General features: G+C 70.9%; 17 protein-coding genes and 1 pseudogene. All 18 read left to right on the top strand.

Annotated features, from left to right (window positions below):
- The first annotated feature begins 114 nt into the window (after nucleotides 1-114).
- Nucleotides 115-363 carry a hypothetical protein gene (locus ACFT5B_RS14090; RefSeq protein WP_386799297.1) on the top strand — a complete coding sequence of 83 codons (249 nt, stop codon included), beginning with the start codon at nucleotides 115-117 and terminating at the stop codon, nucleotides 361-363.
- Nucleotides 360-668 (top strand): annotated as a pseudogene (locus ACFT5B_RS14085) (DUF2637 domain-containing protein); the annotation flags it as partial. The gene ACFT5B_RS14090 and the pseudogene ACFT5B_RS14085, both read left to right, overlap by 4 nt.
- A gap of 46 nt (nucleotides 669-714) precedes the next feature.
- Nucleotides 715-1074, top strand: coding sequence for a helix-turn-helix domain-containing protein (locus ACFT5B_RS14080; RefSeq protein ID WP_386799295.1), 360 nt, complete (start codon nucleotides 715-717; stop codon nucleotides 1072-1074).
- Nucleotides 1071-1451: a hypothetical protein gene (locus ACFT5B_RS14075; RefSeq protein ID WP_386799337.1), complete on the top strand. Its 381-nt coding sequence runs from the start codon at nucleotides 1071-1073 to the stop codon at nucleotides 1449-1451. The genes ACFT5B_RS14080 and ACFT5B_RS14075 overlap by 4 nt, the downstream gene beginning before the upstream one ends.
- Complete coding sequence (locus ACFT5B_RS14070) at nucleotides 1448-1846, top strand: HNH endonuclease (protein WP_386799293.1); 399 nt, start codon at nucleotides 1448-1450, stop codon at nucleotides 1844-1846. The genes ACFT5B_RS14075 and ACFT5B_RS14070 overlap by 4 nt, the downstream gene beginning before the upstream one ends.
- Nucleotides 1843-2169 (top strand): hypothetical protein, encoded by a 327-nt coding sequence (locus ACFT5B_RS14065; protein ID WP_386799291.1) that lies wholly within the window; start codon nucleotides 1843-1845, stop codon nucleotides 2167-2169. Before ACFT5B_RS14070 ends, ACFT5B_RS14065 begins: the two co-directional genes overlap by 4 nt.
- A complete protein-coding gene (locus tag ACFT5B_RS14060) occupies nucleotides 2166-3620 on the top strand; it encodes a terminase large subunit domain-containing protein (RefSeq protein WP_386799289.1) in 1455 nt (484 codons plus the stop codon). Before ACFT5B_RS14065 ends, ACFT5B_RS14060 begins: the two co-directional genes overlap by 4 nt.
- 11 nt (nucleotides 3621-3631) lie before the next feature.
- Nucleotides 3632-3802 (top strand): hypothetical protein, encoded by a 171-nt coding sequence (locus ACFT5B_RS14055; protein ID WP_386799287.1) that lies wholly within the window; start codon nucleotides 3632-3634, stop codon nucleotides 3800-3802.
- Nucleotides 3803-3859: 57 nt separating this feature from the next.
- Complete coding sequence (locus tag ACFT5B_RS14050; RefSeq protein ID WP_386799285.1) at nucleotides 3860-5017, top strand: phage portal protein; 1158 nt, start codon at nucleotides 3860-3862, stop codon at nucleotides 5015-5017.
- On the top strand, nucleotides 5010-6638 hold the full coding sequence (locus ACFT5B_RS14045; RefSeq protein ID WP_386799283.1) for an HK97 family phage prohead protease: 1629 nt from the start codon (nucleotides 5010-5012) through the stop codon (nucleotides 6636-6638). The genes ACFT5B_RS14050 and ACFT5B_RS14045 overlap by 8 nt, the downstream gene beginning before the upstream one ends.
- A gap of 3 nt (nucleotides 6639-6641) precedes the next feature.
- Nucleotides 6642-6965: a hypothetical protein gene (locus ACFT5B_RS14040; protein WP_386799281.1), complete on the top strand. Its 324-nt coding sequence runs from the start codon at nucleotides 6642-6644 to the stop codon at nucleotides 6963-6965.
- On the top strand, nucleotides 6962-7342 hold the full coding sequence (locus tag ACFT5B_RS14035) for a hypothetical protein (protein WP_386799279.1): 381 nt from the start codon (nucleotides 6962-6964) through the stop codon (nucleotides 7340-7342). The genes ACFT5B_RS14040 and ACFT5B_RS14035 overlap by 4 nt, the downstream gene beginning before the upstream one ends.
- A gap of 2 nt (nucleotides 7343-7344) precedes the next feature.
- Nucleotides 7345-7809: a hypothetical protein gene (locus ACFT5B_RS14030; RefSeq protein WP_386799277.1), complete on the top strand. Its 465-nt coding sequence runs from the start codon at nucleotides 7345-7347 to the stop codon at nucleotides 7807-7809.
- Complete coding sequence (locus ACFT5B_RS14025; protein ID WP_386799275.1) at nucleotides 7806-8216, top strand: HK97 gp10 family phage protein; 411 nt, start codon at nucleotides 7806-7808, stop codon at nucleotides 8214-8216. Before ACFT5B_RS14030 ends, ACFT5B_RS14025 begins: the two co-directional genes overlap by 4 nt.
- A 13-nt stretch (nucleotides 8217-8229) precedes the next feature.
- On the top strand, nucleotides 8230-8589 hold the full coding sequence (locus tag ACFT5B_RS14020) for a hypothetical protein (protein WP_386799273.1): 360 nt from the start codon (nucleotides 8230-8232) through the stop codon (nucleotides 8587-8589).
- Nucleotides 8590-8684: 95 nt separating this feature from the next.
- On the top strand, nucleotides 8685-10730 hold the full coding sequence (locus ACFT5B_RS14015; protein WP_386799271.1) for a hypothetical protein: 2046 nt from the start codon (nucleotides 8685-8687) through the stop codon (nucleotides 10728-10730).
- The gene (locus ACFT5B_RS14010; protein ID WP_386799269.1) at nucleotides 10721-12349 is read left to right on the top strand and encodes a hypothetical protein; all 1629 of its coding nucleotides are present in this window, start codon (nucleotides 10721-10723) and stop codon (nucleotides 12347-12349) included. Before ACFT5B_RS14015 ends, ACFT5B_RS14010 begins: the two co-directional genes overlap by 10 nt.
- Nucleotides 12346-12750 carry a hypothetical protein gene (locus ACFT5B_RS14005; RefSeq protein WP_386799267.1) on the top strand — a complete coding sequence of 135 codons (405 nt, stop codon included), beginning with the start codon at nucleotides 12346-12348 and terminating at the stop codon, nucleotides 12748-12750. Before ACFT5B_RS14010 ends, ACFT5B_RS14005 begins: the two co-directional genes overlap by 4 nt.
- Nucleotides 12751-12785: the final 35 nt, after the last annotated feature.

The following is a 12785-nucleotide window of genomic DNA, read 5'->3' as shown; positions in this document are numbered from 1 at the left end:
CCGCTCTCGCTGCGCACGACCTCACCCTCACAGACGACGACCCGCCCAAGGTCATCGACTTCACCAACGCCCGGCGACGACGCCGGACCACACCCCACTGAGAGGACGACCACGATGGCAGGCAACATCGAGAACGCACGCGACGTGCAGCTCACGATCATCGACCTCGCGCACCAGACCGACGCCGCGCTCCAGCGTCTCCACACGTCCAAGCACCAGGTGGACTCGACGATCACCCGGATCGCCCTGGAGGCCGCCACCGAGAACGTCCAGACCGCGTGGGCGCAGCTCACCCTGGCCGCCGGCAACCTCCACGCCGTGGGCATCGGCGCGCCTGTCACGATCAAGGCCGTCAGCGCATGACCGCCCGGATCGACCCCGACACCAAGCCCGTCCTCATCGTCGCGACGACGTCGGCCGTGCTGCTGGCCGGCGTCTCGTTCGCGCTCTCGTTCGCCGGCCTCGTGCAGCTCGCCGCGTGGGGCCACGTCCCCGGCCGGCTCTCGTGGTGCGTGCCCGTGATGATCGATGGCGCGATCGCCGTCTACACGCTCGCCGTGCTCGTCGCGCGAGCTCGCGGCGAGCGGCAGTGGACGGCCTGGACGGCCCTCGCCCTGTGGACGGCCGTGAGCGTGGGCGGCAACGCAGCGCACGGCTGGACACCGGCCCCGGACGTCCAGCGTCTCGTGGGCACCGTCGTCCGTCGTCGCGCCCGTGGCCGTGCTGCTCGCGACCCACACGATCGCCGACCTCATCGTCCAGCGCCCGTCCACGCCCGAGCCCAGCCCGCAGCCGTCCACGGCGCCCGTCATCGAGTTCGAGCCCGAACGCCGGGCCGGCCTCGTGTCCAGGCGCACGCCCCCGAGCGCCGAGGTCGTCGAGCACGCGCGCCGGCAGGCGTCCAAGCGTCCAGCGTCCAAGCGGCGCCCGTCCAACGTCACGCCGGCGTCCACCGTTGCCCGCGTCGTCGAGCTGTCCACCACCGGACTGTCATACCGGCAGGTGGCGTCCAAGGTCGGCGTCTCACCGCAGACCGTGTCCAACATCCTCAAGCGTCAGGAGACCGCAGCATGAGCACCTACGTCGTCCACCGCCCCGCCGGCGACTGGAGCACCGGCGAGAAGGTCACCCACCAGGCCGACGCCGTCGACGTCGACGAGGGCCAGCTCACCGTCTACATGGACAACGACGGCGAGCCCGACCCCGTCGGCATCTACGCCCCCGGTCAGTGGACGCACGTCGAGCGTCTGGTCGAGCACGTCGCGCCCGACCCGGCCACCGTCGTCAGCGGCGACCAGGTCGTCGTCGTGACGCCCCCGTCGACGCCCGTCGTCACGCCGGCGGACGTCGCCCGTCGGGTCGGTGCCGTGCGCCCGCCCATGCCGCCGCGCGTCGTCCACGGCGACGTGCCGTGGTGGCGCCGGCCCATCCGAGACCAGCCGCAGGCATGAGCACCTGGGGCGGGCGCCGCGCGGTCGCGCTCACGAAGCAGGTCATCGAGCTCTACGGCTCGACGTGCCACCTGTGCCTGGAGCGCATCAACCTCGCGGCCCCGCCCCGCCACCCCTCGGGACCGAGCGCCGACCACGTCGTGCCACGCAAGTACGGCGGCAGCGACCACCTGTCGAACCTGCGGCCCGCTCACCGCCGGTGCAACAGCCGGCGTGGCGCCCGGCTGCTCACCCCGGAGCTGCTGGCGTCGTTCCGCCGGCGCCCGGCCCGCTCGGCCGCCTCGTTCTTCCGTGGGGAGGCGCCGGACACCCCGCCCACAGTTTCCATTTCCCCCCGAACTGGCCCAGAAAAAAACGGGATGACCAGCAAAGACACCGAAGGGAGCCGATCGTGACCGAGACGCAGCCTGTTCTGTTCGATCTGAGCGTGGGCGCCTCGGGAGGCGTCATCCGGCAGGCCGCGCAACGCGCGATCGCCGCCCGCGAGGTCGCCGGCGTGCTCGGCGACGCCGACGCGCTCACGGTGCAGCTCATCCTGGAGACCGCAGCGGCCGTCGACCGTGGGCTCGCGTGGGCCAAGGTGTCCGTCGCGACCACCACGCTCGTCCGCGAGCTCCACGAGCTCCTGGACGCGCTCCCCGCGATCCCCGGCGGCGAGGTCCCCGCCGGCGCGCTCGACGACCCCGCGTTCGCCGCGTTCCGCGAGGCCCTCGCGTGACCCTCACCGCGCCGGCGCCCACCGCGCACCCCACCGGCCTCGCCCGCCCGCCCCGCTTCTACACGCGCCGCAACCCCCGGCTCCGCACGCGCGGCCGGCAGGTCGCCGCGATCGCCGCCGCGCTCGGCCGCCCGCTCCTGCCCTGGCAGCAGTACGTGGCCGACGTCGCGACCGAGCTCAACCCTCCGGGCCACCGGCTGCGCTACCGGTACCAGACCGTCGTGGTCGCCGTCCCGCGCCAGGCCGGCAAGACGACGCTCCTGCGCCCGATCGTCGTCGACCGCGCGATCACCCGCGACGCGTCGCAGATCTTCACCACCGCGCAGCTCGGAAAGGACGCCGGCGCCCGCTGGGATGACCTGATCGCCGACGTCGAGAACGGACCGCTCAAGCGGTTCGTCGACGTCAAGCGCGGCAAGGGCTCCCAGCGCGCGACGTTCCCGAACGGGTCGTACATCAGCCCGTTCGCCCCGACCCGCGACTCGCTCCACGGCTACTCGCCTGACCTCGTCCTCATCGATGAGGGTTGGGCGTTCTCGCGCGAGGCCGCTGACGAGCTCATGGCCGCGATCCGGCCGGCGATGATCACCCGCCGCGACCGGCAGCTGTACGTGATCAGCGCCGCCGGCGACGCGACGTCGGAGTACTGGAACGACCTGGTGGACGCCGGCCGGCTCGCGACACTGGATCCCGACTCGACGACGGCCTACTTCGAGTGGTCCCCGGCCGACGAGCTCGACCCCTACGACCCCGCGACGTGGGAGTACCACCCCGGCCTGGACCGGCTCGTCACGATCGACGACCTCGCGACCGAGTCCAAGCCCGAGAACAACACGCACGCGAACTTCCTGCGCATGTACCTCAACCGCCGCACGCGCGTCGAGTCGACGATCCTCGACCTCGAGTTCTACGACACGCTCGCGACCGAGCAGGCGCCGCCGGCCCCCGAGCGTGTCGCCTACGGCTACGACGTCGCGCTCGATCGCACGCAGGCGTCGGTGTGGGCGGCGTGGCTCGACGACGCCGGCGTCGTGAACCTCCACCTACGCGAGACCCGCGAGGGCGCCGACTGGCTCGTGCCCTACGTCACCGAGCTCTACACCGACGGTGCGGCGACCATCGGCGCCGACGACGGCGGGCCGGCCCGCATCGTGACCGCGCAGCTCAAGCACGCCGGCGTGCCCGTGCAGACCGTGGGCGGGCGCGACGGGGCCACCGCGTGGGGTCAGTTCAAGGCCCTCGTCAAGGACTCGACGCCCGAGCGGCATTGGCTCATCCACGACGCCGACCCCGCCATGCGCTCGGCCCTGGAGGTCGCCGCTGAACGGACCCTGTCCGACGTGACCGTCCTGTCCCGCCGCGACTCACTCGGGCCGATCGACCCGCTCGTCGCCGGCGTCACCGCGGCGTGGCTCGCGGCCAAGATCAGCCCGCTCATCCAGATCTTCTAGGAGGTCACGCCATGCGTGTACGCGTCGACGTCGGCGGAGGATCGTTCCTGCCGCTGTGCCCGTGCGGCTGGCGCGGCCTGCCCGGTCTCGACCGGGGCGAGGCCCTGCGCCAGGCCCGTCACCACGAGCTCCGCGCCCACCCCGGCGACCAGGACGTCGTCCGGCAGCTCCGAGGCAAGTGACCGCCGCCGCGCCGGCGTGTTCGATGGATTCCCCCCTACCTCACCCAAATAGGAGTCGTGGGATTCATCCAGCGACTCGGCGCAGCGGTCGGCCTCGTCCGCGCGACGACGGACGACGGCTCCGGCCCTGCTGACGGCGTCGTCCCGCCGTCGCGGGCCGCGTCCGGGATCATCACCCCGGCGACCGCGCTGACGATCAGCTCGGTCTACCGCGCGATCCAGATTCACGCGATCGCCGCCTCTCAGCTCTCCATCGACGTCGAGCGCGGCGGCGTCATCATCGACACCCCGACCCTGATCGCTCAGCCCGACATCGATGAGTCGCGGTCCGCGTTCATCGAGCGCAGCGTCGTCGCCCTCGCCACGACGGGCAACGCGTTCTGGATCCAGCGCCTCGGGTCGTTCGGGCAGGTCGTCAACCTGGAGCCCGTCGACCCGTTCAAGGTCACCGTCGTCGAGCTCCAGGACGGCAGCGTCGAGTACCACTACGACGGCCGCATCTACCGCAAGACCGGCCCGCTGCGCATGTCGCACCTCCAGCTCCTGCGCGTGCCCGGCAAGGTCGCCGGCCTCGGCCCGATCCAGGCCGCGCAGGTCGAGCTGGCCGGCATCAAGGATGTCCGCGACTACGCCTCCGACTGGTTCCAGCCCGGCGGCGCCGGCGTCCCGAACGGCGTCCTGTCCACGGACCAGATGCTCACCGGAACCCAGGGCGCGCAGTACAAGCAGATGTGGAACGACACCGCCGACGGCGGCGTCCGCGTCCTCGGCGCCGGCCTGACCTACTCGCCGATCCTGCTCAAGCCCGCAGACGCGCAGTGGCTGGAGTCGCAGCAGTTCAACGTCACGCAGGTCGCCCGCCTGTTCGGCGTGCCGGCCTCGCTCATGCTCGCCGTCATCGAGGGCAACAGCCAGTCCTACTCGAACGTCGAGCAGGACTGGTTGGCCTACGTCCGGTTCTCGCTCATGGGCTACCTGCGCGAAATCGAAGAGGCCCTGACGGTGCTCCTGCCGCGCGGCCAGTCGGCCCGCTTCAACGTCGAAACGCTCCTGCGCACCGACACCAAGACCCGCTACGAGTCCTACACCCTCGCGATCAACGCCGGCTGGATGCGGCGCAGCGAGGTCCGGGCGACCGAGCACCTTGACCCGATCGAAGGGATCGACGATGCCCCCGTCAGCTCCAGCCCCGTCCCGGCCGGCACCGGTGCCTGAGACCCGCGCCCTGTGCGTGCGCGACGTCGCCGTTCGCGCCGCGTCGAGCTCCGCCGGCGAGCGGACCTTCACCGGCATCGCCGTCCCGTTCAACGACCCCGTCACTATCTCCGACTGGTGGGGCGACAACTACCGCGAGCAGGTCGCTCCCGGCGCCGTCACCAACGCCGCCGACGACCTCCCGCTCACGTTCTGGCGCCACGACGAGCCGATCGGCCGGATCACCGAGTTCGAGGACACCGAGGCCGGCTGGCAGGTCACCGGCACGCTCTCGTCGACGCCGCGCGGCGACGAGGCCTACACGCTCCTGCGCGACGGCGTCATCGACCGCATGTCGATCGGCTTCGAGCCCATCGAGCACGTCGTCACCGAGGGCGACGACGGCGTCACGATCACCCGCACCAAGATCCGCGTCCGCGAGGTCTCTCTCGTCCCGTTCCCCGCCTACGACGGCGCCACCGTCGACCAGGTCCGCCACGCCACCCCGAAGGGAAACACCATGCCCCCCACCGTCACCGAGCGCCAGGACGCCGTCCAGACGCCGTCCGCGCAGAGCATCGACGAGCTGCGCGCCCAGCTCGACGGGCGGATCGACGACGTCGTCCGCCAGTTCGAGGTCATGCTCTCCCGCGCCGCCGAGGCCGAGCGCGGCGACAAGATCGTCAGCCGGTTCCGCACCCCCGGCGCGCTGCTCAAGGCGATCGCCGCCGGCGACGACGAGGCCCGCGCCGAGTACGAGACCATCCAGGCCCGCGCCTGGGACCCCGCCGGCGGCACCGTCGCCGACAGCGTGTCCCAGGATGCCTGGATCGGCGACCTCACCCGGATCGTCGACGAGAAGAGCTCGCTCCGAGACCTGTTCTCGTCCGGCGCCCTGCCGGCCGAGGGCATGAACCTGGAGTACGCCCAGCTCAAGACCAACACCGTCGAGGTCGACAAGCAGGACGCCGAGGGCGACGACCTCGCGTTCGGCAAGGTGACGCTCGAGACCAAGACCGCGCCCGTCGAGACGTTCGGCGGGTACACGCGCCTGTCGCTCCAGTCGATCCAGCGCTCGTCCGTCGCGATCGTCGACCACTCGCTGCGTGCCCTCGCGATCGCCGCGAACAAGACCCGCAACGCGACGTTCCGCGCCCACTACTCGACCGTCGTCGCCGCGCAGGCCGCCGCGAACAACACCGTCACCGTCACCGACGTCACCAAGTACGTCGACTGGGTCTCCGGGATCGTCGACGCCGCCGAGAAGTTCGAGGACCTCGGCCTCGACCTCGACGCGCTCGTCGTCGACAAGACCTACTTCAAGAGCCTCGCCGCGCTCACCGCAACCGACGGGCGCCCGCTCATGACCGTCTACGGGTCGGGCACCAACGTCGTCGGCGAGCTCAACGCGCCCGGCATCTCCGGCGTCCTCGCCGGCGTCCCGGTCCGCGTGAACCTCAAGCAGGTCGCCGCCGGTGGCGCGTTCGTCAACCACCTCGCGATCCGCGAGTACGCGTCCCCGCTCGCCCGGCTCCAGGACGACAACATCGTCAACCTGTCCCGCGACTTCTCCACCTACCTCTACTCGGCGATCGCCGACGAGATCCCCGCCGGCATCGTCCCCGTCAAGACCGGCGCCTGAGCCATGGCCACCACCCTCCAGGAGTACGTGGGCGCGCCCAGCGACGACGCCGCGTTCGTCGCCGAGTGCGAGGCCCAGGCCGGCGAGCTCGTCGCCCGCTACCTCGTCGGCCCCGGCGGCGACCCCGCCACGGCGTCCGACGTCGTCGCTGACGCCGAGGTCTACGCCCGCGTGCTCCTGGAGGTCGGCTCCGAGCTCTACGCCCGCCGGGGCGCCCCCTCGGGCATCACGTCCGGCCCGACCGAGGGCGACCCCGTCCGCCTCGCCCGCGATCCCATGTCCGGCGTCTACCCGATCCTCGACCGGTACATGGTGCGTGGCCTGTGAGCGTCCTGTCCGACGCGCGCAGCGAGCTCGCGCAGCTCCTGGAGGCCGCCGGCATCGACGGCGTCCGGGACTACCTGCCCGAGCGCATGAGCCCGCCCCTGGTCTACGTCACCGGCGGCTCGCCGGCCCTGGAGCCCGGCCAGGTCTACGGGATGCACCTGCTGCGCTACGACCTCACCGCCGTCGCCCGCTCCGGTGCCAACGAGACCGTGACCGACGCGCTCGACGAGCTCGTCGTCAAGGTCCTCGCGGCCCTCGACGGCAACGCGTGGGCGTTCGAGACCGCCGGCCGGCCGTTCATGCAGTCCGCCGACACCAAGGCGTTCATCGCCCAGCGCCTCACGTTCATCACCAACCGACCCGTCCTAGGAGACTGACCATGTCCGGACCCGCCCGCATCCGTGGGAACAAGCTCTACCTCCTGTTCGGGGAGACCCCCGACAACACCGACCGCAAGTGCGAGACCACGGCGGTCACCCTGGAGCACGAGGACGCCGACACCGACACCCTCACGTTCTGCGACGCGTCCGAGGGTGGCGCCGCGCAGCCGTTCTTCGACGTCACGTTCGTCCAGTCCCTCGACAGCACGTCGTTCTGGCGGTTCTGCTGGGAGCACGCCGGCGAGGTCGTCCCGTTCACCTACGCCCCGCAGGGCAACGCCGAGCCGACGACCGAGCAGCCGCACTTCATCGGCTTCGTCCAGATCCCCAAGGCGCGACCGACGATCGGCGGCGAGGCCGTCGTCGCCGGCACCGGCTTCACCTCTGAGCTCCGGCTCGACGTGACCGACGCCGACGGCAACAAGCCCGGCGTCGCGACCATGGACGAGGGCACCACCCCGTGACCTCGGCGGGCGACCTCGACGTCACCTCCGGCCCGGTCCGCCTGCGCGTCGAAGGGCTCGGCAAGACCCTGCGAGCCCTCTCGGCCGCCGGCGCCGACGCCGAGGACATGCGCGACCTCATGCACAAGCTGGGGCTCGTCGTCGTCGAGGCCGCCCGCCCCCGCACCCCGGCCCGCTCCGGGGCCCTGGAGTCCACGATCCGGGCCGGCAAGGGCAAGACCAAGGCCGTCGTCCGGGCCGGCACCTCCCGCGTGCCCTACGCCGGCGTCATCCACTACGGCTGGCCGGCCCACAACATCGAGCCCCACCCCTACCTGACCGACGCGCTCGACGCGTCCCGAGCCGAGGTCCTGCGCGACCTCGACGACGGGCTCGGCGACCTGCTGCGGGCCAACCACCTGATCTGAGAGGACACCCACCATGTTCGACGTCAAGAAGCTCACGCTCGGCGAGGTCGCCAAGATCGAAGAGCTCTCCGGCCAGCCGATCACCGCGATCGGCGAGGACGAGGCCCCGAAGGGCAAGACCATGGCCGCCGTGGCGTTCGTCGTCAAGCGCCGCCAGATCCTCGCCGCCGGCGGCAAGGTCTCCGAGTTCACCTGGAACGACGCGTGCTCCCTCACGTTCGCCGAGGCCTCCGAGCTCATCGGCGTCGGCAAGAGCACCGCCGAGGGCAGCGACGAGGCGCCCGACGGGGACCCTACGACGGCGACGGCCGCCTCCACGCCGAAGAGCTCCGCGCGCAAGACCTCGCGTGGTTCGTCGTCCAAGCAGGCGTGAGCCCTAGCGACTACTGGTCGCTCACCCTGCGCCAGCGCAACGCGATCGCTGCGCAGCTGCGCCGCCGCAACCGACACTGAAAGGAGGGGCCGGCCTTGTCCGGACAGACCGTCGTCGTCAGCGTTCTCGCCGACACCAAGCAGTTCTCTCGCGCGTTCAAGAACCTCAGCGACGAGACCGGCCTCTCCAAGCTCGGCCGCATGGCCAAGGCCGCCGGCAAGGCCGTAGCCGTCGGCCTCGCCGCCGGCACCGTCGCCCTCGGCGCGTTCGTCGCCTCCGCCGTCGGATCCGCCTCCGACCTCCAGCAGTCGTTCGGCGGCGTCGACGCCGTGTTCAAGGGCAACGCCCAGCAGGTCCACGAGTGGGCCAAGTCCGCCGCCGGCGACGTCGGGCTGTCCGAGAACGCCTACAACGAGCTCGCCGCCGGAATCGGCACGCAGCTCAAGTCCGCCGGCCTCTCGCTCGACGAGGCCGGCAAGAAGACCAACGACCTCATCGGGCTGTCCTCCGACCTCGCGGCCACGTTCGGCGGCACGACCGCCGACGCCGCATCCGCGCTCGGCTCCGCGCTGCGCGGCGAGTTCGACCCCGCCGAGAAGTTCGGCCTCGCGCTGTCCGCCAACGCCGTCCAGGCCAAGGCCCTCACCATGGGCTTCAAGAAGGTCAACGGGCAGCTCTCCACCCACGACCAGCGCCTCGCAACCCTCGCGCTCATCTACGACCAGACCAAGGACGCACAGGGCCAGTTCTCCAAGCAGAGCAACACCCTCGCCGAACAGCAGCAGATCCTGGGCGCCAAGTTCGAGAACATCAAGGCGACCATCGGCACCTACTTCCTGCCGGCGGTCACGGCGGCCGTCTCGTGGCTCTCGGACCACCTCCAGCCGGCGTTCGACGCCGTCTCGTCCTGGATCCAGTCCGAGGGCATTCCCGCGCTCAAGTCGTTCGCGAGCTGGTGGACGCAGAACGTGACGCCGGCCCTGCAAAAGGCCGGCGAGTTCATCACAGGCACGCTCGTCCCGGCGTTCTCCGCCGCGTTCTCCTGGATCATCCAGAACCGGGGCGTGATCGAAGGCCTCGCCGTCACGATCGGCGCCATGGTGCTCGCGTGGCAGGCCTACGTGAAGGTCCTGGCCATCTGGAAGGCCGCCCAGGAGGTCGCCACCGCCGTCCAGCTCGCGTTCAACGTCGCGATGGACGCCAACCCCATCGGCCTCGTCATCCTCGCGATCACCGGCCTCGTCGCGGCCCTGACGTGGTTCTTCACCCAGACCGAGGCCGGCAAGAAGGCGTGGGCAGCCCTCCAGGCCGCCGCCAAGGTCGTCGTCGACTGGTTCAAGACCTACGTCCTGCCCACGTTCCAGTTCGTCGTGGCCACGATCAAGGCGTACATGTCCGCCGCCGGCGCCTACTGGTCCGGGATCTGGTCCGCCATGCGCGCCGTCGCCGCCGGCGTGTGGAACGCGCTCCAGATCATCGTGCGCACCGCGCTCGGAGTGATTCGCGGGATCATCAAGACCGTCACCTCGCTCATCCACGGCGACTGGTCCGGCGCCTGGCAGGGCATCAAAGACATTTTCTCGTCAATCTTTAGTGGCATTAGCGACCTCGCATCGAATTACATTCACACCGTTAGGGGCGCATTCTCCGGCCTCAAGGATTCCGTCGTCGGCGTCCTCAAGTCCGCCGGCGACTGGCTCTACGACATCGGCCGCGACATCATCAACGGCCTCGTGCGCGGGATCTGGTCCATGGCGACCGCCCCGGTCGACGCGCTCAAGCAGATCGGCCTGGACGCCGTGTCCGGCGTCAAGTCGATCCTCGGGATCCACTCGCCCTCGCGCGTGTTCGCCGAGCTCGGCGCCTACACCGTCGCCGGCCTCGCCCAAGGCCTCGGCGACACGACCCCCGTAGACAACGCCATGACGGCCCTGTCCGGGGCCGTGACCGACGGGTACACCCCGACGCCCACCAACCCCACGATCGCCGCTCAGAACGGCGCAGGGACCGCCACGCAGCGCGTCTACAACATCAACGTCACCGCCGGCCCCGGCACCGACCGCGTCGCCCTCGGCCGCGAGCTCGTCGAGCTCATCACCGAGTTCGAGCGCGTGAACGGGGGCGGTCGCCGGTGGGTCTGATCTACGAGCTCACCGCCGCGACCTACGACGCGACCGAGCAAGCCGCCTGGACGTCGACCGCAGACGGCGCCGTCCTGGAGGCCGTCGGCGGCCGGTTGCGCGTCCACGCCGACAACGGCACCGTCAACGGCGCCGTCCAGCGCGACCAGCTCGACGCCCCGCCCGGCCGCTACGTCCTGGTCATCGACGTCCTGACCGCGACCGACCTGGAGCACGCCGCGTCCGCGACCATCGGCGCCAACCTCCTGTTCGCCCAGGACGACGTCCGGTCCAACATCGCCACGCGTTACGTCCTGGCCATGGACGTCGGCGACCTCGGCCTCGCGCCCTCGTTCCGGTTCATCATCACCAACACCGGGAACTACGTGTACGTCGACCGGCTCGCGATCTACGCCGTCGACGGCGGCCCGCTGCTCGGCCAGCTCGGCTACCAGATCCTCACCCCCGGCGACGAGGGCTTCGTCCTCAACCGAGACGAGCTCGACACCGGCGCCCTTGGGGACACCGCGACCGCCACCGCCTGGACCGAGTACCTGTGCGACGCAACCGGCGTGAGCATCAACCGGGGCGCGTCCGTCGACGGCGTCACCACGACCACGCAGGTCGGCACCGCCAACCTCACCGTCTACGCCCAGCCCGACCAGCCGCCCGGCCTCGGCCTGCGCCCCAACCTGCCCGTGCGGATCCGGTCCAAGCTCACCGAGACCGTCGCCTACACCGGCAACGTCGGCGACCTCACCGACACCTGGCGCCGCTCGACCACGTCCGTCGACCGCCGGTTCATCGCCAACGTCCCGGCGCTCGACGCGGTCCGCGACCTCGCCGGCATCACCCGCTACGGCGCCCTCGGGATCGACCGGTGGTCCGACCGTGTCCGCCGCGTCATGGCGTCCTACCGAGGCCGGTGGGACTTCGCCCCCGGCACGCGCCCCGACGCCTACTGGCCGGTCTGCTCCCGCACCGTCTACGAGTCCACCCTCGACAAGCACCTCCAGCTGATCGCCAACACCTCCGCCGGCCGGTGGTACGTCGACCGCGACAACGTCGTGCGCATCGAGCTCAGCAACTGGTCCGCCCAGGAGCGCCCGATCCGCCTGGAGTTCTCCGACGAGCACGACGAGTTCAACCCCCGCCACCGCTGCTACGTCGACGTCGTCCGCACCTACGACACGCGCAGCCTCGTCAACGACCTCACGCTCGCCAACCACGACGCCGCGCTCAACGACCAGGGCCAGTGGCAGGCCGACGACGCGGGCCTCGGCCCGTTCCAGGACGTCACCTCCGCCGCCACCTGGGGCGTGCGCCACGCCGACGTCGAGACCTCGCTCGAGACCGGCCCCGGCGACCCGGACGCCGACGCCGTCCCCACCGCGGATCCCGTCGGCGACCTCGTCACCGAGTACACGCGCGACCTCGCCAACCCCGCTGTCCGCTTCACCTCGGTCACCTACAACGCGACCAAGGACGTCGACGTCGCGTGCTCGCTCGACGTGTTCGACCTGGTCCTCGTGACCAACAACGGCCTCACCCAACAGTCCCGAGTCATCGGCATCCAGCACGTCATCACGCCGGACAAGTGGCTCGTGACCCTCGCCCTTCAAGCCTGGAGCGTCTCGTGAAGATCTTCACCGTCGGCGAGGTCCTGACCGCTCAGGACCTCAACGCCAACTTCGCCCTCGTGTCCAAGACCATCGCGGCCGCCGACTTCTTCGCCCCGGTAGCCGGCCTCACGATCGCGTCCGGATCCGTCGAGGTCATCGCCGACAAGTCGATCGTCTGGGAGCTCCAGCTCAACAACTCGGGCGGCCCGTCTCTGGCGGCCGGCGCGCAGAGCATCGCGCTCGGGAACATCAACGCGCCGTTCAAGCCGCGGACCTACTACTCGCCGTTCATCGGCTGGCCGGGCTCCGGTGCGTGCTTCGGCCTCGTCAACGCGTCGACCGGTCAGATCACCGTCCGGTGGTCCGACGCTGCCCACGCGACCCCGGCCTTCGTTCTCGGCGGGTCCTGGCCGATCTAGGGACCCCTCGGATCCAACCCCCTCCTGAAAGGACA

It is taken from the genome of Luteimicrobium sp. NPDC057192 (assembly GCF_042670205.1).
Taxonomy (GTDB): domain Bacteria; phylum Actinomycetota; class Actinomycetes; order Actinomycetales; family Cellulomonadaceae; genus Luteimicrobium.
Note: the sequence above shows the minus strand (reverse complement) of the source record. Positions and strands in the feature narration are given on the sequence as shown.